At 49.1% G+C, this 24125-nt stretch carries 29 protein-coding genes, 2 tRNA genes and 1 rRNA gene; 4 read left to right on the top strand and 28 right to left on the bottom strand.

Annotation, left to right across the window (positions count from 1 at the left end; translation table 11 throughout):
* Positions 1 to 100: 100 nt before the first annotated feature.
* The 3 genes from AT746_RS02555 to AT746_RS02545 form a co-directional block, all read right to left on the bottom strand.
* A tRNA-Ala gene (locus AT746_RS02555) sits at positions 101 to 176 on the bottom strand.
* Positions 177 to 255: 79 nt separating this feature from the next.
* A tRNA-Ile gene (locus AT746_RS02550) sits at positions 256 to 332 on the bottom strand.
* A gap of 218 nt (positions 333 to 550) precedes the next feature.
* A 16S ribosomal RNA gene (locus AT746_RS02545) occupies positions 551 to 2089 on the bottom strand.
* A 484-nt stretch (positions 2090 to 2573) separates the two neighbouring features.
* Between AT746_RS02545 and AT746_RS02540 the strand changes: the two genes are divergently transcribed.
* Positions 2574 to 3350, top strand: coding sequence for a hypothetical protein (locus AT746_RS02540; protein ID WP_062476009.1), 777 nt, complete (start codon positions 2574 to 2576; stop codon positions 3348 to 3350).
* A 68-nt stretch (positions 3351 to 3418) separates the two neighbouring features.
* Here the strand turns inward: AT746_RS02540 and rplQ are convergent, their stop codons facing one another.
* The 22 genes from rplQ to AT746_RS02435 all read right to left on the bottom strand — a co-directional run bounded on the left by rplQ (position 3419) and on the right by AT746_RS02435 (position 19156).
* Positions 3419 to 3823 carry a 50S ribosomal protein L17 gene (gene rplQ / locus AT746_RS02535; RefSeq protein WP_062476006.1) on the bottom strand — a complete coding sequence of 135 codons (405 nt, stop codon included), beginning with the start codon at positions 3821 to 3823 and terminating at the stop codon, positions 3419 to 3421.
* A gap of 42 nt (positions 3824 to 3865) precedes the next feature.
* The gene (locus tag AT746_RS02530) at positions 3866 to 4855 is read right to left on the bottom strand and encodes a DNA-directed RNA polymerase subunit alpha (RefSeq protein WP_062476003.1); all 990 of its coding nucleotides are present in this window, start codon (positions 4853 to 4855) and stop codon (positions 3866 to 3868) included.
* A gap of 22 nt (positions 4856 to 4877) precedes the next feature.
* A complete protein-coding gene (gene rpsD / locus AT746_RS02525) occupies positions 4878 to 5498 on the bottom strand; it encodes a 30S ribosomal protein S4 (RefSeq protein WP_062476000.1) in 621 nt (206 codons plus the stop codon).
* 30 nt (positions 5499 to 5528) lie between these two features.
* The gene (gene rpsK / locus AT746_RS02520; protein WP_062475997.1) at positions 5529 to 5918 is read right to left on the bottom strand and encodes a 30S ribosomal protein S11; all 390 of its coding nucleotides are present in this window, start codon (positions 5916 to 5918) and stop codon (positions 5529 to 5531) included.
* A gap of 11 nt (positions 5919 to 5929) precedes the next feature.
* On the bottom strand, positions 5930 to 6286 hold the full coding sequence (rpsM, locus tag AT746_RS02515; RefSeq protein WP_062475994.1) for a 30S ribosomal protein S13: 357 nt from the start codon (positions 6284 to 6286) through the stop codon (positions 5930 to 5932).
* Positions 6287 to 6390: 104 nt separating this feature from the next.
* On the bottom strand, positions 6391 to 6504 hold the full coding sequence (rpmJ, locus tag AT746_RS19590) for a 50S ribosomal protein L36 (protein ID WP_082633126.1): 114 nt from the start codon (positions 6502 to 6504) through the stop codon (positions 6391 to 6393).
* A gap of 25 nt (positions 6505 to 6529) precedes the next feature.
* A complete protein-coding gene (gene secY, locus AT746_RS02510) occupies positions 6530 to 7849 on the bottom strand; it encodes a preprotein translocase subunit SecY (RefSeq protein ID WP_062475991.1) in 1320 nt (439 codons plus the stop codon).
* A gap of 5 nt (positions 7850 to 7854) precedes the next feature.
* Positions 7855 to 8289 (bottom strand): 50S ribosomal protein L15, encoded by a 435-nt coding sequence (gene rplO / locus AT746_RS02505; protein ID WP_062475988.1) that lies wholly within the window; start codon positions 8287 to 8289, stop codon positions 7855 to 7857.
* A 3-nt stretch (positions 8290 to 8292) separates the two neighbouring features.
* Positions 8293 to 8475 (bottom strand): 50S ribosomal protein L30, encoded by a 183-nt coding sequence (rpmD, locus tag AT746_RS02500; RefSeq protein WP_062475986.1) that lies wholly within the window; start codon positions 8473 to 8475, stop codon positions 8293 to 8295.
* Between the two features lie 6 nt (positions 8476 to 8481).
* Entirely contained in the window at positions 8482 to 8982 is a 501-nt protein-coding gene (gene rpsE / locus AT746_RS02495; protein ID WP_062475983.1) for a 30S ribosomal protein S5, read from the bottom strand.
* A gap of 9 nt (positions 8983 to 8991) precedes the next feature.
* Entirely contained in the window at positions 8992 to 9345 is a 354-nt protein-coding gene (gene rplR, locus AT746_RS02490; RefSeq protein ID WP_062483890.1) for a 50S ribosomal protein L18, read from the bottom strand.
* Positions 9346 to 9357: 12 nt separating this feature from the next.
* Complete coding sequence (rplF, locus tag AT746_RS02485; RefSeq protein ID WP_062475980.1) at positions 9358 to 9891, bottom strand: 50S ribosomal protein L6; 534 nt, start codon at positions 9889 to 9891, stop codon at positions 9358 to 9360.
* 14 nt (positions 9892 to 9905) lie between these two features.
* Positions 9906 to 10298 (bottom strand): 30S ribosomal protein S8, encoded by a 393-nt coding sequence (rpsH, locus tag AT746_RS02480; RefSeq protein WP_062475978.1) that lies wholly within the window; start codon positions 10296 to 10298, stop codon positions 9906 to 9908.
* 13 nt (positions 10299 to 10311) lie between these two features.
* Positions 10312 to 10617 (bottom strand): 30S ribosomal protein S14, encoded by a 306-nt coding sequence (rpsN, locus tag AT746_RS02475; RefSeq protein WP_062475975.1) that lies wholly within the window; start codon positions 10615 to 10617, stop codon positions 10312 to 10314.
* 11 nt (positions 10618 to 10628) lie between these two features.
* Positions 10629 to 11168 carry a 50S ribosomal protein L5 gene (gene rplE, locus AT746_RS02470; protein WP_062475973.1) on the bottom strand — a complete coding sequence of 180 codons (540 nt, stop codon included), beginning with the start codon at positions 11166 to 11168 and terminating at the stop codon, positions 10629 to 10631.
* Between the two features lie 15 nt (positions 11169 to 11183).
* Positions 11184 to 11498, bottom strand: a complete 315-nt coding sequence (gene rplX / locus AT746_RS02465; protein ID WP_062475970.1) for a 50S ribosomal protein L24 — start codon at positions 11496 to 11498, stop codon at positions 11184 to 11186.
* Between the two features lie 12 nt (positions 11499 to 11510).
* Positions 11511 to 11879, bottom strand: coding sequence for a 50S ribosomal protein L14 (rplN, locus tag AT746_RS02460; RefSeq protein ID WP_062475966.1), 369 nt, complete (start codon positions 11877 to 11879; stop codon positions 11511 to 11513).
* Between the two features lie 670 nt (positions 11880 to 12549).
* Positions 12550 to 13914 carry a DUF4397 domain-containing protein gene (locus tag AT746_RS02455; RefSeq protein ID WP_062475963.1) on the bottom strand — a complete coding sequence of 455 codons (1365 nt, stop codon included), beginning with the start codon at positions 13912 to 13914 and terminating at the stop codon, positions 12550 to 12552.
* A gap of 217 nt (positions 13915 to 14131) precedes the next feature.
* A complete protein-coding gene (gene rlmB, locus AT746_RS02450; protein ID WP_062475960.1) occupies positions 14132 to 14881 on the bottom strand; it encodes a 23S rRNA (guanosine(2251)-2'-O)-methyltransferase RlmB in 750 nt (249 codons plus the stop codon).
* Between the two features lie 3 nt (positions 14882 to 14884).
* Positions 14885 to 17209, bottom strand: a complete 2325-nt coding sequence (rnr, locus tag AT746_RS02445) for a ribonuclease R (RefSeq protein WP_062475957.1) — start codon at positions 17207 to 17209, stop codon at positions 14885 to 14887.
* 90 nt (positions 17210 to 17299) lie between these two features.
* Positions 17300 to 17926 carry a tetratricopeptide repeat protein gene (locus tag AT746_RS02440; RefSeq protein WP_082633374.1) on the bottom strand — a complete coding sequence of 209 codons (627 nt, stop codon included), beginning with the start codon at positions 17924 to 17926 and terminating at the stop codon, positions 17300 to 17302.
* A gap of 96 nt (positions 17927 to 18022) precedes the next feature.
* Positions 18023 to 19156 carry a MalY/PatB family protein gene (locus AT746_RS02435; RefSeq protein WP_062475954.1) on the bottom strand — a complete coding sequence of 378 codons (1134 nt, stop codon included), beginning with the start codon at positions 19154 to 19156 and terminating at the stop codon, positions 18023 to 18025.
* Between the two features lie 202 nt (positions 19157 to 19358).
* Between AT746_RS02435 and AT746_RS02425 the strand changes: the two genes are divergently transcribed.
* A complete protein-coding gene (locus AT746_RS02425; protein WP_231730993.1) occupies positions 19359 to 19574 on the top strand; it encodes a YgaP family membrane protein in 216 nt (71 codons plus the stop codon).
* Between the two features lie 54 nt (positions 19575 to 19628).
* On the opposite strand, the gene AT746_RS02420 is transcribed toward AT746_RS02425, so the two are convergent.
* Entirely contained in the window at positions 19629 to 19820 is a 192-nt protein-coding gene (locus AT746_RS02420; RefSeq protein ID WP_062475948.1) for a hypothetical protein, read from the bottom strand.
* Positions 19821 to 20077: 257 nt separating this feature from the next.
* On the opposite strand from AT746_RS02420, the gene AT746_RS02415 reads away from it, so the two are divergent.
* Together AT746_RS02415 and AT746_RS02410 are read left to right on the top strand one after the other, a co-directional pair.
* On the top strand, positions 20078 to 20851 hold the full coding sequence (locus tag AT746_RS02415) for a DUF2884 family protein (RefSeq protein WP_062475945.1): 774 nt from the start codon (positions 20078 to 20080) through the stop codon (positions 20849 to 20851).
* Between the two features lie 68 nt (positions 20852 to 20919).
* Positions 20920 to 21729: an SDR family oxidoreductase gene (locus AT746_RS02410; RefSeq protein ID WP_062475942.1), complete on the top strand. Its 810-nt coding sequence runs from the start codon at positions 20920 to 20922 to the stop codon at positions 21727 to 21729.
* A 23-nt stretch (positions 21730 to 21752) separates the two neighbouring features.
* Here the strand turns inward: AT746_RS02410 and AT746_RS02405 are convergent, their stop codons facing one another.
* Positions 21753 to 23183, bottom strand: a complete 1431-nt coding sequence (locus AT746_RS02405) for a sodium-dependent transporter (protein WP_062475939.1) — start codon at positions 23181 to 23183, stop codon at positions 21753 to 21755.
* 181 nt (positions 23184 to 23364) lie between these two features.
* Positions 23365 to 24084: an SDR family NAD(P)-dependent oxidoreductase gene (locus AT746_RS02400; RefSeq protein WP_062475936.1), complete on the bottom strand. Its 720-nt coding sequence runs from the start codon at positions 24082 to 24084 to the stop codon at positions 23365 to 23367.
* Between the last annotated feature and the right edge of the window lie 41 nt (positions 24085 to 24125).

The following is a 24125-nucleotide window of genomic DNA, read 5'->3' as shown; positions in this document are numbered from 1 at the left end:
GTTAAAGAACAGGTTTAAGGCTTAAAAAACCTTAATCAATACACACTTCTAAAGCGTTTATTCATTAAGGTTATTCTTCTCGTCTTTCACCACAATGAAGTGGTGGAGCTAAGCGGGATCGAACCGCTGACCTCCTGCGTGCAAGGCAGGCGCTCTCCCAGCTGAGCTATAGCCCCTTGATAATGCTGAATGATGAGTGATTAGGACTGAATGCGTTCACTCAGCATTCATAACTTATCACTTAGCATTCATGATTGGTGGGTCTGAGTAGACTTGAACTACCGACCTCACCCTTATCAGGGGTGCGCTCTAACCAGCTGAGCTACAGACCCGTTTCTTGCTTTAAGCCTTTTGCCCCATGCTGCGCCTTGATTCGTCACTCGGTCAGTCATTTAGTGGACTAAACGCCTTTCCTCGCTCCTCAGTCGGCTTGCCTGGAACAAAATTCATCGCAATAAACCACACTCAACTCATGAGCATGGCTTGCTCGTTCTTTTTTCACAACAAAACAATCTGTGTGGACACTACACTAAAAAAGCGCAGCCTTACGTAAGGAGGTGATCCAACCCCAGGTTCCCCTAGGGTTACCTTGTTACGACTTCACCCCAGTCATGAAACACAAAGTGGTGATCGCCCTCCCGAAGGTTAAGCTAACCACTTCTTTTGCATCCCACTCCCATGGTGTGACGGGCGGTGTGTACAAGGCCCGGGAACGTATTCACCGCAGTATGCTGACCTGCGATTACTAGCGATTCCGACTTCACGGAGTCGAGTTGCAGACTCCGATCCGGACTACGATTGGCTTTAAGGGATCCGCTCCACCTCGCGGTCTCGCTTCCCTCTGTACCAACCATTGTAGCACGTGTGTAGCCCTACTCGTAAGGGCCATGATGACTTGACGTCGTCCCCACCTTCCTCCGGTTTGTCACCGGCAGTCTCCTTAGAGTGCCCAACCTAATGCTGGCAACTAAGGACAAGGGTTGCGCTCGTTGCGGGACTTAACCCAACATCTCACGACACGAGCTGACGACAGCCATGCAGCACCTGTATCTGGATTCCCGAAGGCACTAAAGCATCTCTGCTAAATTCCCAGTATGTCAAGAGTAGGTAAGGTTCTTCGCGTTGCATCGAATTAAACCACATGCTCCACCGCTTGTGCGGGCCCCCGTCAATTCATTTGAGTTTTAACCTTGCGGCCGTACTCCCCAGGCGGTCTACTTAGCGCGTTAGCTTCGCTACGCACAAATTAAATTCGCACACAGCTAGTAGACAGCGTTTACGGTGTGGACTACCAGGGTATCTAATCCTGTTCGCTACCCACACTTTCGCACATGAGCGTCAGTCTTTGGCCAGGGAGCCGCCTTCGCCACTGATGTTCCTCCAGATCTCTACGCATTTCACCGCTACACCTGGAATTCCACTCCCCTCTCCAAGACTCTAGCTTGCCAGTTCCAAATGACCCTCCCAGGTTGAGCCCGGGGCTTTCACATCTGGCTTAACAAGCCGCCTGCGTGCGCTTTACGCCCAGTAATTCCGATTAACGCTCGCACCCTCCGTATTACCGCGGCTGCTGGCACGGAGTTAGCCGGTGCTTCTTCTGTGGCTAACGTCAATGAAGTACGCTATTAACATACTCCCCTTCCTCACCACTGAAAGTGCTTTACAACCCGAAGGCCTTCTTCACACACGCGGCATGGCTGGATCAGGGTTGCCCCCATTGTCCAATATTCCCCACTGCTGCCTCCCGTAGGAGTCTGGGCCGTGTCTCAGTCCCAGTGTGGCTGATCTTCCTCTCAGAACAGCTAGAGATCGTCGCCTAGGTGAGCCTTTACCTCACCTACTAGCTAATCTCGCTTGGGTTCCTCTGATGGTGTATGGCCCGAAGGTCCCATACTTTGGTCCGAAGACATTATGCGGTATTAGCCACCGTTTCCAGTGGTTGTCCCCCGCCATCAGGCAGATCCCCAAGTATTACTCACCCGTCCGCCGCTCGTCATCTTCTAGCAAGCTAGAAATGTTACCGCTCGACTTGCATGTGTTAGGCCTGCCGCCAGCGTTCAATCTGAGCCATGATCAAACTCTTCAATTAAATAAATCATGAATATAACTTTTTGGCTGACACTCTTTTAACGAGTGCCCACACAGATTGTCTTGTTGCTAATTGTTAAAGAACAGTCGCTCAAAAGCACCTTCAAGGCCTCTCTCAAGCGGGACGCGCATTTTACGCTATCCGGGGTCACTGTCAAGGTGTTTTGCGCCAATTAGTAACACTAATCGTCAACGCTAACCCCTTCACGTTCCTTATGCTGATAACAGCTGAACTGCCATCGCCTTCGGTCGTCATCCTGACCCGGCGTAAGCATCTTACCCCGTCGAAGTGGCGCGCATTTTAGAGATTTCTGTGTCACCGTCAACCCCAAAACCGCAAATTCAGCAAAAGTTTTTGTTTTTATGCTTACTTTTAAGACAACTGGTTGTTTTTTATTTCATTTTGTTTATTTTTTGTTAAATTTGAACTCTTCTGATACATATCAGTCGTACTAGTCCCGATGTAGCTTTTTGGAACCCGGCAAATGAAGAAGATGCTTTGCTCAACATTATTAGTTTCACTGTGCACAGCAAGCCCAATCTTTGCTGAGGAATCAAAGCCCCCGCATTCTAATGACAAAACAATCGACTTCATAGAGAAGCAGGTCGAACAAAATATGTCGGTGGGACGGGCTATCAAGAGTATCGTCAGTCACTATCCTCAGGATGTTGAAATAGTCATCAGGACCGCTCTGGATCTATACCCTGAACACTACAGGGAGATAGTTCACGGAGCTATATCGGCGCAGCCCGCGCTAACCGAGGATGTCGTCAGCATTGCTATTGAGAAACATCCCCAGCATTGTGCCAACATTGTAAAAACCGCCATACATGCGGAGCCCAGCTATATTGATTTTGTTGTTAATGCTGCTACCCATGCTACCCCGGAAGAACTGCAGGATATTGTCAGAGTAGCGGTGATCACTGAACCAAATTCAGCGGACACCATTGTCCGCTCTGTCGCAGAAGCGCAACCCAACAGACTCGCAGAAATTATTACAACAGCCATCGGTGCGGTACCATTGGTTGGAGAATATATTGTTGAGGCGCTGCTGATATCTTATCCACAAAGCACCGAGACTGTTATCACTACTGCTTTCAAAGAATCCAATCTGAATAATGGTAACAATCTGCTTCGAATTCTGGCTACTGCCAGAGGGGCAGGAATCAACGACGATGAAATAAAGCTCTATGCGATCAATGGTGGAGTAACAGAAGAGGATTTTTCTGCGCTGATGGAACAACTCGAGAGTAAAGAGTAATCCTTCTACACTAAAAAGCAGACAATAAAAAACCGGGCCAGGCCCGGTTTTTTTATTGCTCTGGTAGCTTATTCAGCAACCGCTTCCTCTGCAACGTCTTCTTCAACGTCAACAACAGGGCGATCAACCAGTTCAACGTATGCCATAGGAGCATTATCACCGGTACGGAAGCCACATTTCAAAATACGAATGTAGCCACCCGGACGTTCGGTATAACGTGGACCCAGGTCATTAAACAGTTTACCTACAACCTCTTTATCACCTGTACGGGCAAAAGCCAGGCGGCGATTAGCCACGCTGTCTTGCTTGGCAAGTGTAATCAGAGGTTCAATTACGCGACGCAGTTCTTTCGCTTTGGGCAGAGTCGTTTTGATGATTTCATGTTTCACCAAAGAACCTGCCATATTGCGAAACATCGCTTGACGATGGCTGCTGTTGCGATTTAACTGACGACCACTCTTACGATGGCGCATGGTTCTTTCCTTCTTAACAAATCAGTTTAACTTGCGACCTGATTAGTCTTTCTCAGCGATACTCTCTGGGGGCCAATTTTCCAGGCGCATACCCAATGAGAGACCACGAGAAGCGAGCACATCTTTAATTTCGGTCAGAGACTTTTTACCCAGATTAGGGGTTTTAAGTAACTCGACTTCTGTGCGCTGCACCAGATCACCGATGTACTGGATAGCTTCTGCCTTAAGACAGTTAGCTGAACGTACGGTAAGTTCCAGATCATCAACAGGACGAAGCAGGATAGGATCGAACTCCGGCTTCTCTTCTTTGGCAACAGGCTCTTTAATATCCCGAAGTTCTACGAAGGCATCCAGTTGCTCAGCCAGAATAGTGGCAGAGCGACGAATGGCTTCCTCAGGATCGATAGTGCCGTTGGTTTCCATATCGATAATCAATTTATCCAAGTCAGTACGCTGTTCTACACGCGCAGACTCTACTGCATAAGCAATACGTTCAACCGGACTGAAAGAAGCATCGACTAACAAACGACCAATGGGTCTCTCGTCTTCTTCAGAGGTGCGGCGGGCAGCGGCAGGAACATATCCACGCCCCTTTTCCACTTTAATGCGCATATTGATAGACGCATCACCGGTTAAAGTACAGATCAGGTGATCGGGATTAACGATTTCCACATCACCGTCATGCTGTATGTCACCCGCTACAACCGGGCCTGAACCAGATTTAACCAGGGTCAGATTGGCTTCATCTTTTCCTTCCAGACGCACTGCCAAACCTTTGAGGTTCAACAGTATTTCGATAACGTCTTCCTGGACACCTTCCTTGGTACTGTACTCGTGCAGTACGCCATCAATTTCCACTTCTGTTACGGCGCATCCGGGCATGGATGACAACAGAATGCGACGCAATGCGTTGCCCAGCGTATGACCAAAGCCACGCTCCAGCGGCTCAAGGGTCACCTTGGCGCGAGTTGGGGATACGTTATCTATCTCGACTAACCTTGGTTTAAGGAATTCAGTTACAGAACCCGACATTGTTTCCTCTCTTTGACCTTCTTTACTTACTGTAAAGTTCGACGATCAGCTGTTCGTTAATTTCGGCAGACAAGTCACCACGCTCAGGAATGCGCTTAAAAGTGCCTTCCATCTTCTTGCTGTCCACTTCTATCCAGGTAGGCTTTTCACGCTGGTCGGCGAGTTCCAGAGCAGCCACGATACGGGCTTGCTTTTTGGCCTTCTCACGAACGGACACAACGTCTTCAGCAGAAACGTTAAAAGAAGGAACGTTAACAACCTGACCATTTACCAGAATGGCTTTGTGGCTGACCAACTGACGCGCTTCAGAGCGAGTGCTGGCAAACCCCATACGGTAAACAACATTGTCAAGGCGTTGTTCCAAAAGCTGAAGCAGGTTTTCACCTGTATTGCCTTTCAGACGTGCCGCTTCTTTATAGTAATTACGGAATTGCTTTTCTAACACGCCGAACATACGACGTACTTTTTGCTTTTCACGCAACTGCACACCGTAATCAGACAAACGGCCACGACGGGCGCCATGCTGACCTGGTGCAGTATCTATCTTACATTTCGAGTCAATTGCCCGAACGCCGCTTTTGAGGAACAAATCTGTTCCTTCGCGACGGCTAAGTTTGAGTTTTGGACCCAAATATCTTGCCATGATCTTTCTCCAACTGTCCTGAAAACGTGCTTAAACGCGACGTTTCTTAGGTGGACGACAACCGTTGTGAGGAATAGGCGTCACATCGGTAATGTTAGTGATACGGTAACCCGTCGCGTTCAGGGCACGGATCGCAGACTCTCGGCCTGGACCCGGACCTTTTACAAACACTTCAAGGTTTTTCAGACCGTATTCCTGAGCTGCTACACCAGCGCGTTCTGCTGCTACCTGAGCAGCGAACGGCGTGGACTTACGCGAGCCACGGAAACCTGAACCTCCGGAGGTAGCCCATGCTAAGGCATTACCCTGGCGATCCGTGATGGTCACTATCGTGTTGTTAAAAGAGGCATGGATATGAGCCATACCATCTGCTACCTGGTGTTTTACGCGTTTACGTGTACGTACTGGTGCTTTTGCCATAATTCCCCCGCTTACTTCTTAATCGGCTTACGAGGACCTTTACGGGTACGCGCATTAGTTTTAGTGCGCTGACCACGTATAGGCAAGCTGCGACGATGGCGTATGCCACGAAAACAACCTAGGTCCATCAGACGTTTAATGCTCATTGATACTTCACGACGAAGGTCACCTTCAACAGTGAACCTGGCGACTTCTTCACGAAGTTTATCAACTTGCGTTTCATCAAGATCTTTAATCTTAGTACTCTCTGCAACACCTGCGGCTGCACAGATGCTTTTCGCACGTGTGGCGCCAACACCGAAAATAGCTGTCAAAGCGATTACGGTGTGCTTGTGTTCAGGGATGTTAATGCCAGCGATACGGGCCACTAACAGCACTCCTCTAGTTAATATGTCATCAGCCTAAAAAGCCCGCTAGGATACTTATCCGACGACAAAATTGCAAATTTAGCTCAAATGAGCTTGTTTATCGATTAACCTTGCCTTTGCTTATGCTTGGGCTCTGTACAAATCACCCGCACAACACCGTTGCGCTTGACGATTTTGCAGTTACGGCAAATCTTCTTAACAGATGCACGAACTTTCATTTCGTTACTCCGTGATTGACCAATCTTAACGGCCGAAGCCTTTCAGATTAGCTTTTTTCAGAACAGACTCATATTGATTAGACATCAAATGGGTCTGCACCTGCGCCATAAAGTCCATGATTACCACCACGATAATCAGCAATGAAGTACCGCCGAAATAGAACTGTACGTTCCAGGCAATCATCATAAACTCGGGCACTAAACATACAAAGGTAATGTATAAGGCACCTGCCAGCGTCAGTCGGGTCATGACCTTATCGATATATCTCGAGGTCTGCTCACCGGGGCGGATTCCAGGTACAAAAGCACCGGATTTCTTCAGGTTATCTGCTGTCTCACGCGGGTTAAACACCAACGCAGTATAGAAGAAACAGAAGAAAATGATCGCCGCAGCATACAACAATACGTACAGAGGTTGTCCCGGGGACAACATCAGTGACACGTCTTGCAACCAGGACATACTCTCATTAGAGCCAAACCAACTGGCAATAGTGCCCGGGAACAGAATGATGCTTGATGCAAAGATCGGCGGTATCACCCCAGCCATATTCACTTTAAGTGGTAAATGCGTGCTTTGTGCAGCGAAGACTTTACGTCCTTGCTGACGCTTGGCGTAGTTAACAACGATACGACGTTGTCCACGCTCCACAAACACCACAAAGTAAGTAACGGCAACAATAATCACACCAATCAGCAACAGAAACAGCATGTTCAGGTCACCCTGCCTGGCTTGTTCTACTGTCTGACCTATGGCGGTAGGCAGGCCGGCTACGATTCCCGCGAAGATAATAATCGAAATACCATTACCTATACCGCGTTCGGTAACCTGCTCACCCAACCACATCAGGAACATCGTTCCTGTGACCAAACTGACTACAGCTGTAAAGTAAAATCCAAAGCCCGGACTGAGAACCAATCCCTGCATCAGATTAGGCAAACCAGTGGCAATGGCGATGGCCTGGAAAATCGACAAAACCAGGGTTAAATACCTGGTGTATTGGCTGATTTTCTTGCGTCCTGCCTCACCTTCCTTTTTCAGTTCAGCCATTTGCGGATGAACTACTGTCATCAACTGCATGATAATGGATGCCGAAATATAAGGCATGATGCCAAGTGCCAATATTGATGCACGCTCAAGAGCACCGCCGGAGAACATGTTAAACATCTCCACGATGGTGCCTTTTTGCTGCTCAAACAACTGAGCCAGAACAGCCGCATCAATACCAGGAATAGGCACGAATGAGCCGAGCCTGAATACGATAATCGCACCAAGGACAAATAAAAGCCTTGATTTCAGTTCACTCAGCCCGCCTTTGGCACCTGAATCCAGTCCTGGTTTAGCCATTTAGCTTATTCCTCTACTTTACCGCCGGCAGCTTCAATAGCTTCACGAGCGCCTTTAGTTACCTTCAAGCCATTTACAGTCACCGCACGAGAGAGGTCACCACTTTTCATTACTTTTACAAACAGCACTTCTTTTTTAATCAGATTTGCCGCTTTCAGTGTTTCCAGTGATACCACCTCGCCTTCAACCTTAGCGATTTCAGTCAGCGTGACCTGGTCAGTAACCAGAGACTTGCGTGACGTGAAACCAAACTTAGGCAAACGGCGCTGGATAGGCATCTGACCACCCTCGAAGCCCGGACGAATCTTACCGCCGGAACGAGAGGTTTGACCCTTGTGACCACGGCCACCAGTCTTACCCAGACCGGAACCGATACCACGGCCTACCCGCTTGGAAGATTTTTTAGCTCCCGGTGCAGGAGCAAGTGTATTCAAATGCATGGATTACTCCTCCACTATTTCAACCATATAGTTGACTTTATTGATCATGCCGCGAACAGCAGGAGTGTCTTCCAACTCACGGACACGACCAATGCGACCTAATCCCAAACCAGTCAGTGTAGCCCTGTGCTTTGGCAGACGGCCGATTGCACTTTTGGTTTGTTTAACTTTGATAGTCTTAGCCATTGTCCATTACCCCAAAATCTGTTCTACGGCCAACCCACGCTTGGCAGCAACCTGCTCCGGAGATTTCATCTCAACCAGGGCATTAATCGTTGCACGCACTACGTTAATAGGATTGGTAGATCCGTAGCATTTTGAAAGTACGTCTTGTACACCAGCAACTTCAAGGACTGCACGCATCGCACCACCGGCAATAATACCAGTACCTTCAGATGCAGGCTGCATGTATACCTTAGAGCCGGAATGACGCCCCTTGATCGGATGCTGAAGGGTTGTCCCGTTCAGATCCACGGTAACCAGGTTACGACGTGCTTTTTCCATTGCCTTTTGAATGGCAGCGGGTACTTCGCGCGCTTTACCGTAACCAAAACCGACGCGACCGTTACCGTCACCCACTACAGTCAATGCAGTGAAGCTAAAGATACGACCACCTTTAACCACTTTGGATACACGGTTTACGGCAATCAGCTTTTCTAACAGTTCACCGTTTTGAACTTCTACTTTAGCCATAATTAACTCCTAGAACTGAAGACCTGCTTCGCGAGCAGCATCAGCCAATGCCTTCACTCGACCGTGATACTTGAAACCACTGCGATCAAAAGCCACTTCTTTAATGCCTTTTTCAATCGCACGCTCAGCAATCACTTTGCCTACTGTGGTTGCCGCATCTGCATTACCTGTGGATTTCAGGTCTTTACGCAGATCAGCTTCAACAGTAGATGCCGTCGCCAGCACTTCTGCGCCGCTAGGGGCGATCAGTTGTGCATAGATATGACGGGGAGTGCGGTGAACTACCAGGCGATGCACTGCCAGTTCACTAATCTTTTTGCGGGCGCGGGTAGCGCGACGCAAACGAGATGTTTTCTTATCCATCGTATCACCCACCTACTTTTTCTTAGCTTCTTTACGACGTACAACTTCATCGGCATAACGGACACCTTTGCCTTTGTATGGCTCTGGTGGACGGTATCCACGAATGTTAGCTGCGACCTGACCCACCAGCTGCTTGTCGGCGCCTTTGACGACAACTTCAGTCTGACTAGGAGTTTCTACGCTGATACCCTGAGGCATCTCGTAGGAAACAGGATGAGAGAAACCCAGAGTCAAATTGAGTTTGTTACCCTGTGCCTGAGCACGGTAACCCACACCATTAAGCTCCAGTTTTTTCTCGAAACCTGTGGTAACGCCAAGCATCATGCTGTTCAGAACAGAGCGAGCAGTACCTGCCTGAGCCCAGCCATCGGCTACGCCTTCGCGGGGAAGAGTTTTCAGTTGATTCTCTTCTTTTACTACTTCAACGCCGTCGTTAAACACAAAATTTAACGTTCCGTTTTTACCTTTAAGGCTGACTTGCTGTCCGTTGATGTTAACTTCAACACCAGACAGGATATCAACCGGGGCTTTTGCTACACGTGACATCGATTACTCCTCCGTTACGCTACATAGCCGATGACTTCACCACCCATGCCGGCTTTACGCGCAGCACGGTCGGTCATCACGCCCTTGGATGTGGAAACGATTGCGACACCCAGACCACCCATAACTTTCGGCAGCTCATCTTTTTTCTTATAGATGCGCAAACCGGGGCGGCTGACTCGCTCGATAGTTTCGATCACCTTTTTGCCTTCGAAGTACTTAAGCGTAACTTCCAAAACAGGCTTAACATCGCCAGAGGCCTGGTAGTCAGTGATGTAACCTTCTTCTTTCAGCACTTTTGCAATTGCAACGCGCAGCTTGGAAGAAGGCATAGCAACGGAAACTTTGTTCGCCAGTTGACCGTTACGAATGCGGGTAAACATATCCGCGATTGGATCTTGCATACTCATCTTAAGCTACTCCTTACCAGCTGGCTTTTTTCAGACCAGGGACTTCACCACGCATGGCCGCTTCACGTAACTTGATCCGGCTGAGGCCGAACTTACGCAGGAAACCATGTGGACGACCAGTGATACGACAGCGGTTATGCTGACGGGCACGGGAAGAGTCACGAGGTAGTTGTTGCAGCTTGAGAACCGCGTCCCAACGTTCTTCATCAGAAGAATTAACACTGCTGATAATGGCTTTTAGCTCAGCACGCTTTTCGGCGTACTTGGCTACCAGCTTGGCACGCTTTACTTCACGTGCTTTCATTGATTGTTTTGCCATAACCCTACACCTTATTTCTTGAATGGGAAGTTGAAAGCAGCCAGCAGAGCGCGACCTTCTTCATCTGTCCCGGCAGTGGTGGTGATAGTAATATCCATACCACGTACTTTGTCGACTTTATCAAAGTCGATCTCAGGGAAGATGATTTGCTCGCGAACACCCATGCTATAGTTACCATGACCGTCGAATGACTTAGCATTCAGGCCACGGAAGTCACGGATACGCGGGATAGCGATTGAAATCAAACGCTCAAGAAATTCCCACATACGCTCGCCACGTAGGGTTACTTTACAGCCAATCGGATATCCTTCACGGATTTTAAAACCCGCAACAGATTTGCGTGCAACGGTGACAACAGGCTTCTGACCGGCAATTGCCTGCATATCAGAAGTGGCGTTTTCCAACACCTTTTTGTCCGCTACCGCTTCACCCAGACCCATGTTCAGGGTGATTTTCTCAATCCGAGGGACTTGCATGACGCTTTTGTAGCCGAACTGCTTCGCAAGTTCTGCCACTACTGTTTCTCTATAGAAATCATGCAGTTTCGCCATCGTAATCTCCAATTATTAAACCAGTTCGCCGTTAGACTTGAAGAAACGTACTTTCTTCTCATCTTCAAAACGGAAACCGACGCGATCTGCTTTACCCGTTTGCGGGTTCACAATCGCAACATTAGATACATGAATTGATGCTTCTTTCTCTACGATACCACCAGTAACACCTAACTGTGGGTTAGGCTTCTGGTGCTTCTTCATCAAATTCACACCTTCTATTATCAGTCGGTCAGACTCAGTCAGTACTTTCAGGACTTTGCCTGTTTTGCCTTTGTCTTTACCGGCTAATACGACAACTTCATCATCACGACGAATTTTTCTTGCCATTATCGTGACTCCTTATAATACCTCTGGGGCCAGTGAGATGATCTTCATGAATTGATCTCCACGAAGCTCACGGGTAACCGGGCCAAAGATACGCGTACCAATGGGTTGCTTATTGGTGTTAAGCAACACGGCTGCGTTGTTATCAAAACGGATCAGAGAACCGTCAGGACGACGAACGCCTTTTCTAGTACGCACCACCACTGCATTCAGTACGTCACCTTTTTTAACTTTACCGCGAGGAATTGCTTCCTTGACGGTAACTTTGATGATGTCACCGATATGTGCATAACGGCGATGCGAGCCACCAAGAACCTTAATACACTGAACCCTGCGAGCGCCGGAATTATCGGCCACATCCAGGTTAGTTTGCATTTGGATCATGCTAGTGCTCCGCTGTTGTTAAGGCCATTTTCAGGCCATTAGCTGCTTTAATAGTCATACCCCCATAAAAAGGGCGCGAAACTATAACAGAAAACAATGGGATGTGATACCCGAATGTGTAAAAAAACGCCGGGAGCGTTTTTTAACGTCGGAGCCCGCGACGACGGCCCAAAGGGCGGAGGACAGGGATAGTCCGGAGTAAAAAAACGCCGGGAGCGTTTTTACTCATTACATCCCTGTAAATCGCCTGCTGCGCAGGCCAGCTAAAGCTGTTCTGTATTGCTCCCGGCAATACCTGGTTAACGTCGGAGCCCGCGACGACGGCCCAAAGGGCGGAGGACAGGGATAGTCCGGAGTAAAAAAGCGCCGGGAGCGTTTTTACTCATTACATCCCTGTAAATCGCCTGCTGCGCAGGCCAGCTAAAGCTGTTCTGTATTGCTTCCGGCAATACCTGGTTAACGTCGGAGCCCGCGACGACGGCCCGAAGGACGGAGGACAGGGATAGTCCGGAGTAAAAAAACGCCGGGAGCGCTTTTTACCCGGAACTGCACTCGGACGCATCCCGTATTCAGCCGGAGTCCGGGCCAGATCTTCTATGCCTGGCCGTTCATTGCAGCAGTTGTTATGCGCTCTGATAATGCCTTTTCCATCGCTCTTTATTCTATATCTTCAATGCAGCAGAGCGATCCGGTAACCACTTGCGGAACTGCTGTCCGGCTCCACTGACACCACATAATTTACTTCTTCATCAATTGCCAGAGACTGAGTGCGATACAGAAGTGTCTGATTACCACTGTTATCATCATACAAAGCGATGATTTCATAGTAATCGCTGGGCAGGCTGATATCATCAGATTCCGCAAACCCCAGATTCAACAGCTTGTGCTCTGCGGTCTCTACTGTCTCATCCTGCCTGACAAAATAGATATCAATATTGCTGAAGTCCTTCACCAAATTAACCATATTTAACTCATGTTCATAGACTTGCGGCAAATCGCTGTCTTCAAAAGCCAGCGAGCTGAGCTGCTCCTGTGCATTGCTGTACAGAACCACGGTTTTGCTCTCTCCCTGGTTGAGGGTCAACAGACGATTATTGAAAGCCCACTGGGCATTCTCTGAACTGGCAGATATCTGATAGTCCCCATATTTGACGCTACTAAAAGCGCTCAACTCTCGGGCTGCCACATCAGCGCTTCGGTCTATGTCGTTGCCCTTCAACGTCGCTGTCAGGCCAATGCCAGCGTCCAGACTGTTATAGAAACGGTACTGGGCACCGGCCCGAATATCTTTATAGGAAGGCACGCGGGCAGTGTTAATGATCAAGTCGACGATAAGATTGTTTTGTGACGCCCCGGTCGAAGATCGGATCACCATGACATATTCGGTCTCGAAGTTGAAAGCCATAGTGCCGCTTTCATACACCACTTCAGTTTTACCCGGCTCAGTGAGATAGACTACGTAATCGTCCAGATTCCAGTTTGCGCTGTCTGAGTCACCGTCCCAGTACTCTGCCTGGAAGAGTTCCCCGAATATCAGCGATCCCATTAAATGTGCATCCGTCAGGGACGCCCCGGCTTCGGCAACGTAGAGATCATATTCTTTATCAGCCACCGCAGAAATAGCGTGCAGGGTAAAATGATCGTCCAGTTCTGCGCGCTCGAATTTATGCTCTATCAGCTCAGGATCTTTGTAGTCGCCCAGCATCAGATACAAAGATTTATGCCCGTCACTGAGATTAATGTCCTGACTCATGATCTCGACTACCTTATCGCTGGCGTCAGTGCGCCTGAGGCTGAGAGTCGTCTTTTCTTCATCCCGGGCATAGAGCCCCGTTGCGTTGCCATAACTGGCTTTGCCCAAAGCAGCATCATCAATATACAGCGAGGTCGAGGCACTGTTTGGGGACCCGTTGTAGAGTTGTACATAGGCCTCAGGGTAGCTGTTGTCACTGTCGCTGCCACTTGATCCGCCACAGGCGGGGAGCAGCAGAGCGCAGCAAACTAACAGTGGTAAAGACAAAATACGAAAATTCATAGCGGTTCCTTAATGTTGTTTAGAACCACAATTTATCACCGCTAAGTTGCTGAGTTATCAACGATTTACATTCTTTACCAATGCTTACATTCCTTTACGTTGGACTCAATATTGCTACAGTTTGAAGACGATTATTCACAGTCTCACTGGAATCGTTATGATGATATATAGAATTTTGCAGGCAAGAAAGGAGGCTGCCTGACCGGCAACCTTAGGATCAGGAAGATGTCATCTGCCGCTGTCTGACCACTTCAAACAAACAGATGCCTGTTGCCACAGATACATTCAGGCTGGACACTGAGCCTGCCATGGGCAGTTTAATTAACTCATCACAATGCTCGCGGGTCAGGCGGCGCATGCCTTTGCCCTCAGCCCCCATCACCAGCGCCATCGGGCCGGTTAATCTGGCCTGATACAGAGTTTGCTCGGCTTCGCCTGCTGTGCCCACCACCCAGACTCCGGCCTGCTGCAACTCCTTGAGGGTTCTGGCAAGATTGGTTACCTGAATAAAAGGCACCACTTCTGCCGCGCCACAGGCCACTTTGCTGACAGTGGGCGTTAAACCCGCTGATTTATCTTTTGGCACGACCACCGCATGCACCCCTGCACCATCAGCGCTGCGAATACAGGCACCCAGATTATGAGGATCGGTCACGCCGTCCAGAATCAGCAGGAAAGGGGCGTTATTGGCGGCAACAATGGCATCCAGATCGCTTTCATCCAGTACCCTGGCCGGTTTGGCCCTGGCCACAACACCCTGATGCTGAGCGCCTTCGACTTTATCATCCAGGGTGCGGCGCTGACAAAACTGTACCGACACACCAAAGCGTCTGGCCTGATTCACAATATCAATCAGGCGCTGATCGTCCCGGCCCTTAAGCACAAACAGCTCGAGCAGTCGTTCAGGCTCCCGTTCAAGCAACGCTTCTAAGGCATGTATGCCATACAGCCATTGAGTTTGTGCCATTTGTTACTTCCTGCCTTTGGCCGGCTTACGCTTTGTGCCTTGCCCTTTAGGCTTGGCTGCTTTATCTGATACAGGCTTTTGTGCAGCGGCACGTTTGCCTTTTGCTTTTTTCACCGCCACTTTGCGACCGCCTTTACCTTTTCCCTGGGGCTGATCCAGCACAAAATCGATTTTACGATCATCCAGATTAACGCCGGCCACTTTGACCCGCACCTGATCCCCGAGCCGGTAAACGGTGCCAAAGTTCTCACCAATCAGGTGCTGCTTAACCGCATCAAAGTGATAGTAGTCATTTTCCAGCGCAGTAATATGCACCAGACCATCGATATGGAACTCACTCAGACGTACAAAGAAGCCAAAACTGGTGACTGAGGCAATCACGCCGTCAAAGCTGGCGCCCACATGGTCCTGCATAAACTCACATTTGAGCCAGTCGGCCACATCACGGGTAGCATCATCGGCGCGACGCTCGGTCATTGAGCACTGTTCACCCAGTTGCTGCACTTCCTCGCTGGAATAGGCCTTACCACCACTGCTGCTCTTACGTTTACTCTGCTTGTCCAGTACCCCTTTGATGGCACGGTGTACAACCAGATCAGGATAGCGGCGTATGGGTGAGGTAAAGTGGGCATAGGCTTCCAGAGCCAGACCGAAATGGCCGATATTCTCGCGGTCATAAATAGCCTGCTTCATGGAGCGCAGTAACATGGTCTGAATCAGTTCCTGATCCGGCCTTCCAGCGACCTTATTAACAACGTTGGAAAAATCGGCCGGCACCGGATCGTTACCGATACCATGGGGAATCCCCACTTCGGCCAGATAGCCTAAAAAGCTCATCAGGCGATCGGCATCGGGCTTGTCATGCACACGGTACAAAGCTTCGGCTTCATATTTTTGCAGGATCATGGCGGCACTGACATTGGCCAGGATCATGCACTCTTCAATCATCTTGTGAGCGTCATTACGCTCAACCGCCACCACATGATCGATTTTACGCTGTGCATTGAAGATAAATTTATTTTCCTGGGTTTCAAACTCAATAGCGCCACGCTTGGCTCTGGCCTTTTTGAGTACCCGGAACAGATCATGCAAACTACGAAGATGGGGCACCAGCGGCTCATAGCGCTGATACAACTCCTTATCGCCCTGCAGAATATCCCACACTTTATTGTAGGTCAGCCTGGCATGAGAGTTCATTACCGCTTCATAAAACTGGTAACTCTTCAGGTGGCCGGTTTTGTCGATGCGCATCTCGCATACCATACACAGCCGATCCACTTCGGGATTGAGTGAACACAGCCCGTTAGACAGCACTTCAGGCAGCATGGGCACCACCTGTTCTGGGAAGTACACCGAGTTACCCCGCTCAATGGCTTCCTTATCCAGCGCAGAACCAGGCCTTACATAATAACTGACATCGGCAATGGCGACCCAAAGTGTCCAGCCACCTTCATCCAGTGGCTCACAATACACGGCATCGTCGAAGTCACGGGCATCTTCACCATCTATAGTCACCAGAGGTAACTGACGCAAATCCACCCGCCCCTGCTTGGCCTGCTCCGGTACCTGTTCGGTTAACCCCTTAATTTGTTCAGTAACAGCTTTAGGCCAGTCATGGGGAATATCATAGGTGCGCATGGCCATTTCGATTTCCATGCCCGGCGCCATATGTTCGCCCAGTACTTCGATGATCTTACCGGTGGCATTTACCCTTTTGTTCGGGCGCTGCACAATCTCGACCACCACTACATGTCCCTGACGGGCACCTTCGGTTTGCTCAGGAGGGATAACAATATCCTGGCAGATACGGCTGTCATCAGGCACGACCACACCGAAACCATGCTCGACAAAATAACGCCCGACTACGGGTTCCGTGCGGGGTTCAACGACTCTGACAATACGGGCTTCGGTTTTACCTTTGTAATTCTGATTGCTCTCACGAACCAACACGATGTCACCATGCAGTAAGGTCCGCATCTGCGCATTGTGAATAAACAGGTCCGGTTTACCATCCTCACGTTTGAGGAAGCCAAAGCCGTCACGGTGGCCTATGACCCTGCCTCGGATCAGGTCCATCTTATCTGCCAGGCCGTATTTCTTGTTACGGTTAAACAGAATCTGCCCTTCCCGCTCCATGGCCCTTAAGCGGCGCTGAATACCAATACGGCTCTCTTCATCTTCGGCACCCACCAACTCACAAATTTCCAGCATGGAAAGGGGCTTGTTTTCATCGGTCAGGAGCTTAAGGAGATATTCCCGGCTGGCTACCGGATTGTCGTATTTTTCTTTTTCGCGCTGGTAATAGGGGTCATCGTGTTGCGTTGGCAATGCTAGTTTCCGTTATTTTCTGAATATTTAACGCACAGTATAACGAATTCAGGGCCCGAATGATTGCACAATTTCCACAACCTGACGAACTCAGGAATTAAGCGGACGACGGGCCTTGCGCACCACCTTGGGATGCATCAGCTTTTCAAGTTCCTGCAGACAACGGGCAATTTGCTGGTGCACGGCTTTGTCGTCAGTAATCGCGTTATATAGCCAGTGGTAGGTATCTTCATAGTCATAGGGGCTGCCATGGCCCTCGATAAACAATTCAGCCAACCGTAACTGCGCTTTGAGATTACCCAGACTACCGGCTTCTCTTAAGAAAACGATAGCCCTGTCGATATCCTGCTGCACCAACCGGCCCACGGCATAGTAGCGGCCTAATTGTTCCATTGCGGCAGGCAGGCCTTGCTCGGCAGCCTCATGCATATAGTGTATCCCCCGTTCCGGGTCGGCTTTAAGACACACTCCCCAGGCCAGCATATCTCCCCACAGAAACTGATAAGCAGGCAGTTTCAGCGTTGTCGCCCGCGCTTCGATATCCTGCACTAGCTGGCAATCATCCATCACCACCCGATCGAGATGGGTATTTTCATTAATCATGGCGATTAACTCATCCTGAGAATAGATCTGTACGGCTTTGAGTTCGCTTTGCTGGGCAAGTGCAGGCACGGCTGCCACAGCCAGTAAACATGCACCAAACAACGTTCTAATCATATTCTCATTCTCCCGCACAGGACAGTTGCAGATCATCACCAGCTTTTTTATCGGCAAAAATGCCTAATGATAAAGCTCTGATCAACAGGATCAGCGTCAGTCACACCGCTTTATACGGTTAATGGCCTCGCGTAAATATTCACGGGGACTGCCGAAATTTATCCGCACAAACTGTTTATCACCAAAATCTGCTCCGGGTGAAGGACCGACTCCCCGGTCTTCGAACCATCGCTGTGGATTATCCATCCCCAGGCCACTGGCATCGATCCAGGCTAAAAACGTCGCCTGGGGAGAAATCAGCTGCAACCCCTCAATTTGGTTGATTTGCTCGACCAGATAATCTCTGTTGCCACGCAAATAATCCAGCTGCGCCTCATACCAGTCATCACATTGGGTAAAGGCGGCTTCAGTAGCATACAACCCAAGCACATTGACCCAGGGCACAATACCCATCGCCGCCTGATTGAACTGACGACGCAAGCGGGCATCAGGGATAATCGCAAAGGCCGCACCAAGCCCGGCAATATTAAAGGTTTTACTGGCCGCCATCAGGGTAATGCTGTTGGATTTCAGCGCTTCGAGTTTGCCGGCAGGAAGGTGCGAAGCCTGATCATCAAGAATCAGATCACAGTGAATTTCATCGCTGCACAGCGTGACCCCATTACGCTGACAGATATCTGCAACACGGGCTAACTCCTGCTCAGTTAACACCGTGCCGACCGGATTCATTGGATTACACAATACAAACAGCTTAGTTGCCGGATCGGCGGCCTGCTTTTCCAGCTCGTCAAAGTCCAGCATCCAGCGTCCGTCCTGTTCTAGGGTCGGTATATCCGCTCGCTGCAGTTGATTTAATTGTGGTGCCGCCAACAAAGGCGGGTAGTTAGGCACCTGGATCATCACTTTATCACCGGGTTCACAACATGCCTTACAGGCCACATTAAAACCTGGTACCACGCCAGGCATCCACACTATCCAGTCCAGCTCAATTTGCCAGTCATAACGTCGGCTTAGCCAATCTGCCACCGCCTGTTTTGCCGGTTCGTATTGGGCAGGAAGAGTATAGCCCAGTACCCCATGTTCAATACGTTTAGTCAGGGCATCGAGAATAGGCTGAGCACATCTGAACTCAGTATCCGCCACCCACATAGGCAAAACATCCTGGCCCTTATACTTCTGCCACTTGAAAGAGAAGGTGGGCTTACGATCGACAATCTGGTCAAAATTCATACTTTTCCCATAAAGTTGTTAATGCTATTGGCAAGTGCAGACAAAACTGACTACTACTTTATTAAGAGTGGCATACAAGACGCAACTTTGATCTGGAACAACTTATACCCCTTTTTAATCAGGGATATTGAGCAAATTGATCCTGGTCAAAGCATCGTGGTCTTTACCGGAACATACTCAGGCAAAATGACGAGGAGATAAGATGATGCAAGATAAAGACAATGTGGGTGTCTGGGATACCTTAATCCGCTCAGTGCTGTCATGCATTTTACTGGCAGTGGCAGTGGAAGGTATATTTCCTGCCGCAGTCAGTATTGTTCTGGTTGTTGTCGGCCTGGCGCTCTGGACTACCGCATCAACCGGTATTTGCTGGTTGTACAAGTTGTTCGGCATAGATACCTATCACCATGCCCGATAAAAGTGTTTTAAAAAGGCGCCGATGGCGCCTTTTTAAACTGAGTCTGAAGCTCATCTAAAGGGCGTAGACAAACAGCAAACCTAATACCAGCCCACTCACCCCGAAAAAGCCATATTCTACTTTAGATTTCATCTGTACATCGGCGGCAGCCGGTTTATACGTCATGGCCATGATAATGCTGCTGACACCGAGCACAAAAGCCAACAATGCCAGACCAAATAAAATTGCTTCAACCCAATTTCCCATAAATATGCCTCAAACGATGAATATGAGTCTATTATGCCGTAAAAGTGCTAACTGATCAGTGCACCAGATCAATTTTTTGCGCAGCTTTGATGTATGGCTCAAACGCCCACTAAATTGTGATATTGACCAAAAGGCTCTGTTATCACCGTCCTGACAAAGAGCACAACCCATTTAGAAACAACAGGTTAGATTTTTGGCATAAGGGTTGCTGTATCCGACACTGTAGAATAATTTTTAATATGAATTGAGGAATACCGATGAAAACACTGCTCGCTTCACTGCTTGTTATCAGCTCATCCGCTATAGCGACCGATTGTAATGTTAATCTTAAAGGCGATCTCAGTCTTGAAAAAGGCATTCTGACTCTGTCGACCCAGGACAATCAACCTCTGGTACTGGATGGAACCGGGGCTACCTTTAACGGCAATACTATGTCGCTGAACACACAACAGCAGCAACTGCTAAACCAATATCATCAACAGGTATCCGAACTGGCTCCGCAGGTTGCAGGAATTGCCATGGATGCTGTTGAGCTTGCCAGCGAAGGAATTAACAGCGCGTTTGGCGAGTTACTCGGATATGACGATGAACTGGTGCTGGAGTTCAGCGAGGAGATGAGCATGCTAAAAGAAAAAGTCTCGCAACAGCTCTACGCTGAGGATGGCAGTATTCGGTTTAACTCCGTGCAACTCAAAGACGATAAGTTTTTCGGACCGCAGTTTGAGTCTGAAATCGAACAGAAAGTTAAAAAAATGGTGGCTCGCTCTATGGGCAGTCTGATGATGGCGATGGGTAAGCAAATGCTTTCCAGTGGTGGCGATATGAAAAACTTCGAGCAGCGCATGGAGAATTTCGGCGAGAATCTAGAACAGCGCATCACCAGCAAAGCGGAGATCATAGAAAAAAGAGCCGACAGCCTTTGCTATGATCTGGCCAGGCTGGATGATCTGGAACAGCAAATAAGCCACCAGATTCCCGACTTATCTGAACTGGATATTGTCAGAGTTGAGGGCGATCGAAATCTGATGTAATGATCAGCACAGACCTGTCCATGGTATATTGCTAATCTCTTATCAGACCGAGGGTAATCTGTGACACTATGATCAGTATCAGCATTTGTGGTTGCGGCTGGCTTGGACAGCCGCTGGCGTTTCAGTTTTTGCAGCAGGGATACCGGGTGCTGGGCACCTGTCGTCACAAACACAAACAGCAAAAATTATCCGCTGATGGTATCGAAACCTGGTTATTTCAATTGGGCGATCCTCTTCCCGACGCCATCGCCGGAGCAGATATCTGTATTCTCAATATCCCCCCCAATCGTAAAACTATTGAGCCGGTGTCTTTTGTGCACTCAATCAAACTGCTGACGGACCAGCTTCTGAGACGAGGCTGCCAGCAGATCCTCTTTATCAGCACCACATCTGTTTACGGCAACAGTCAGGGTAAGGTGGATGAACAGACCGCACCAACACCAAATACGGCTTCAGGTTTTGCTCACATGGAAATAGAGCAATATCTTCTGGCAACGGGCAAAGCCAGCATATTGCGCCTGGCAGGACTGATCGGCCAGAACCGGCATCCGGTAAAATTTCTGGCGGGCCGCACTCTGGATAAAGGCCATCAGAGGGTCAACCTGGTGCACCTTGAGGATGTGTTAAAGACCATTATTGCAATCATTAAAGGAAATCACTGGGGTCAGGTATTTCATCTGTCCGCCACTGAACATCCAACCCGGCAGGACTTTTATTGCCAGGCCGCAGGGTTGGCTGAGTTAGCACCGCCTGTTTTCACAACGGATAAGGTTAGCAGCGGGCCGGGTAAAGAGATTGATGCCAGAGCAACCCTGAGGCAGCTTGGCATCAGTCTGAACTATCCTGACCCTATGCAAATGCCGGTAGAACTGAGCTGATGGCCCGGCGCTTTTCAGGAAATTCAGAACAGCAGGTTCTTACCAAAAAATATGGTCGAAACCGTGTTCACGAAGATCACCGCCAGGATCACCGGGATAAAGGTACCGAGGGAGAAATTCACGTATTTCTGCAAAAATGACCCGGCAAAACTGTCATTGCCCTGGCTGATTTCTGCATCAAAATTGTGTTTCCTCCAGCGATAGATCACAAACAAACAGAGCAAAAATCCGTTTAATGGCAAAATAGTCTCGTAGAAAATATCGTAAACCAGGTCAAAAAAGGATTTGACCAGTGGCTGGCCTTCAGCATCCAGACCATAGCTGGTCAACTCTGTAAATATCTCAACCCGGCCAAATGACAATGCACAGATCACTGCCAGCACAATCATGGCGCTGCCCAGAGATAACAACGCTGTACGACGACGCATCCCTTTACCATCCATCAGACTGGCTACGGGCACTTCAATAATGGACACCAGAGAGGTCAATGCTGCAAAAAATACCAACAGGAAGAAGAAGCTGGCAACAAAGGAGGCACCTAAATAACCGATATTGGCCTGCAGCGCCAGGAAGATCTTCGGCAGAAAGGTAAAGATCATGCTGATACTGGACTCAGACAGCTCACTGAGCTGTACGTCAGGATTAAAAGAGAACACCGCAGGCAGGATCAGCAAACCTGAACCGGCAGCAACCAATAGAGATAAGCCCGCCACCATTTTTCCGGCCTGAATGATATTATTGCTCTTCTGGATATAGGAGCCATAAGTTATCAGGATCCCCATCGCCAGAGAGAGGGAGAAAAACGCCTGCGCCAACGCACCATTAAGTACCTTGCCGGTGAGCTTGTCGAAATCAGGAATCAGGAAAAATTCAACCCCCAGCATGGCATTGTCCAGAGTCAGAACATAAATCACCAGCGCCATAAGCATCAGAAACAGCAGCGGCATCAGTACGCGGGCCGCCTTTTCGATGCCTCTTTTGACCCCTCCCTGAAGGATCAGAAAGGTCAGGCCAATCACCACCGCCATATACACAAAAAGTTCATTGCTGTTGATAAACTCACCGAAACTGCCCGGGGATGCCAGAAACTCCAGTTGTCCCATCACCGACTTGGCCAGATAACCGAATATCCACACTGTGATGACCAGATAGAATACGCCGATCATAAAGGGCGTAATCACAGACATCCAGCCAACGGCCCGCCAGGCAGGATTCTGGCCAATCTCAGTATAAGCACCCAGGGGGCTCTGGCGGGTATGCCGGCCCAGACTCATCTCGGCCAACATTACCGGTAAACAGATAAAAAACACAAAGATGGCATACATGATTAAAAAGGCGGCACCACCGTTTTTGCTGGCCATTACCGGAAAAGCCACCAGATTGCCGATACCAACAGCCGAGCCGGCCGCAGCCAGTACAAAGCCAAGGCTGGAACTGAATTGTTCACGTTTCATTAGTGCGCGAGCTCCCTGATTCTTATTAATTGTTATTTAGAGCGTGTTCATCTTTGGTGTATGAATGTTATCTAATACCAGAGATCAACACGAGCTGGTCAGCGGAAAGGATATTAACAGCAGCGTAACAAAAAGTCTTTGTGCCTCAACGGATTTATTCGTCTACTGATGCGACTATTAATCACCAGGGAATTGTTTTGCCCTGCCAGTCCAGATAGTAAGGCGCGTGCCCGGGGTCAAGGTGTTGCAACTGCTCAAGAAGAAAACCTGCAGCCTGTTGTGGACTGAACAGTTTGTGTTCGGGGACTCTGTCCTGAAAGGGTTTGGATAAGGGTGTATCCACCGTACCCGGGTGATAACTTACCAATACGGTGTCCGGGAAGCGGCGCCGGTATTCTACCTGAGCGGTTTTTACCAGCATATTCAGCGCCGCCTTGGAGGCTCTGTAGCCATACCAGCCGCCAAGACGATTGTCACTGATACTGCCGACTCTGGCACTGATAAACACTATTTGTGCAGGCTTTTTCCTGTCTAAGAGCACAGGCAGGTGTTTTAACCACAAGGCAGGGATAATGCTGTTAACGGCAAAATACTGTTGCAGATGCGCGGCATCCAGTTGCTCAATTTTTTTCTCCGGTTGTAACTGTCCATCGTGTAACAGGCCCACACAACAGATAAATTGGTCGATGTGTACTCCGGTTTCTGCCAGTCCCTGACAATAGCGGGCGATATTGATATCGTCATACTCAGCTATCTGAAACTGCCGGACCGGAGCAGACAGCTCCTGCTGGTGGCGACGGCTGACTGCAAAAATACTGTTCTTGTAATGATCGTCACTAAGCTGCCTGGCCACTTCTTTGCCAATGCCACCACCGGAACCCACTATTAAGGTCGTCTTCATTATCTCTGGCCTGTCGACACGAAAAGCCTTGATACGTATAA

It is taken from the genome of Lacimicrobium alkaliphilum (assembly GCF_001466725.1).
Taxonomy (GTDB): domain Bacteria; phylum Pseudomonadota; class Gammaproteobacteria; order Enterobacterales; family Alteromonadaceae; genus Lacimicrobium; species Lacimicrobium alkaliphilum_B.
This window is presented reverse-complemented; position numbering and strand designations above follow the sequence as displayed.

Excerpts from the sequence above, each read along its gene's own strand:
- AT746_RS02540 (WP_062476009.1), top strand. The coding sequence starts at position 2,574 with ATGAAGAAGATGCTTTGCTCAACATTATTAGTTTCACTGTGCACAGCA.
- rplQ (WP_062476006.1), bottom strand. The coding sequence starts at position 3,823 with ATGCGCCATCGTAAGAGTGGTCGTCAGTTAAATCGCAACAGCAGCCAT.
- AT746_RS02530 (WP_062476003.1), bottom strand. The coding sequence starts at position 4,855 with ATGTCGGGTTCTGTAACTGAATTCCTTAAACCAAGGTTAGTCGAGATA.
- rpsD (WP_062476000.1), bottom strand. The coding sequence starts at position 5,498 with ATGGCAAGATATTTGGGTCCAAAACTCAAACTTAGCCGTCGCGAAGGA.
- rpsK (WP_062475997.1), bottom strand. The coding sequence starts at position 5,918 with ATGGCAAAAGCACCAGTACGTACACGTAAACGCGTAAAACACCAGGTA.
- rpmJ (WP_082633126.1), bottom strand. The coding sequence starts at position 6,504 with ATGAAAGTTCGTGCATCTGTTAAGAAGATTTGCCGTAACTGCAAAATC.
- secY (WP_062475991.1), bottom strand. The coding sequence starts at position 7,849 with ATGGCTAAACCAGGACTGGATTCAGGTGCCAAAGGCGGGCTGAGTGAA.
- rplO (WP_062475988.1), bottom strand. The coding sequence starts at position 8,289 with ATGCATTTGAATACACTTGCTCCTGCACCGGGAGCTAAAAAATCTTCC.
- rpmD (WP_062475986.1), bottom strand. The coding sequence starts at position 8,475 with ATGGCTAAGACTATCAAAGTTAAACAAACCAAAAGTGCAATCGGCCGT.
- rpsE (WP_062475983.1), bottom strand. The coding sequence starts at position 8,982 with ATGGCTAAAGTAGAAGTTCAAAACGGTGAACTGTTAGAAAAGCTGATT.
- rplR (WP_062483890.1), bottom strand. The coding sequence starts at position 9,345 with ATGGATAAGAAAACATCTCGTTTGCGTCGCGCTACCCGCGCCCGCAAA.
- rplF (WP_062475980.1), bottom strand. The coding sequence starts at position 9,891 with ATGTCACGTGTAGCAAAAGCCCCGGTTGATATCCTGTCTGGTGTTGAA.
- rpsH (WP_062475978.1), bottom strand. The coding sequence starts at position 10,298 with ATGAGTATGCAAGATCCAATCGCGGATATGTTTACCCGCATTCGTAAC.
- rpsN (WP_062475975.1), bottom strand. The coding sequence starts at position 10,617 with ATGGCAAAACAATCAATGAAAGCACGTGAAGTAAAGCGTGCCAAGCTG.
- rplE (WP_062475973.1), bottom strand. The coding sequence starts at position 11,168 with ATGGCGAAACTGCATGATTTCTATAGAGAAACAGTAGTGGCAGAACTT.
- rplX (WP_062475970.1), bottom strand. The coding sequence starts at position 11,498 with ATGGCAAGAAAAATTCGTCGTGATGATGAAGTTGTCGTATTAGCCGGT.
- rplN (WP_062475966.1), bottom strand. The coding sequence starts at position 11,879 with ATGATCCAAATGCAAACTAACCTGGATGTGGCCGATAATTCCGGCGCT.
- AT746_RS02455 (WP_062475963.1), bottom strand. The coding sequence starts at position 13,914 with ATGAATTTTCGTATTTTGTCTTTACCACTGTTAGTTTGCTGCGCTCTG.
- rlmB (WP_062475960.1), bottom strand. The coding sequence starts at position 14,881 with ATGGCACAAACTCAATGGCTGTATGGCATACATGCCTTAGAAGCGTTG.
- AT746_RS02440 (WP_082633374.1), bottom strand. The coding sequence starts at position 17,926 with ATGATTAGAACGTTGTTTGGTGCATGTTTACTGGCTGTGGCAGCCGTG.
- AT746_RS02435 (WP_062475954.1), bottom strand. The coding sequence starts at position 19,156 with ATGAATTTTGACCAGATTGTCGATCGTAAGCCCACCTTCTCTTTCAAG.
- AT746_RS02425 (WP_231730993.1), top strand. The coding sequence starts at position 19,359 with ATGATGCAAGATAAAGACAATGTGGGTGTCTGGGATACCTTAATCCGC.
- AT746_RS02420 (WP_062475948.1), bottom strand. The coding sequence starts at position 19,820 with ATGGGAAATTGGGTTGAAGCAATTTTATTTGGTCTGGCATTGTTGGCT.
- AT746_RS02415 (WP_062475945.1), top strand. The coding sequence starts at position 20,078 with ATGAAAACACTGCTCGCTTCACTGCTTGTTATCAGCTCATCCGCTATA.
- AT746_RS02410 (WP_062475942.1), top strand. The coding sequence starts at position 20,920 with ATGATCAGTATCAGCATTTGTGGTTGCGGCTGGCTTGGACAGCCGCTG.
- AT746_RS02405 (WP_062475939.1), bottom strand. The coding sequence starts at position 23,183 with ATGAAACGTGAACAATTCAGTTCCAGCCTTGGCTTTGTACTGGCTGCG.
- AT746_RS02400 (WP_062475936.1), bottom strand. The coding sequence starts at position 24,084 with ATGAAGACGACCTTAATAGTGGGTTCCGGTGGTGGCATTGGCAAAGAA.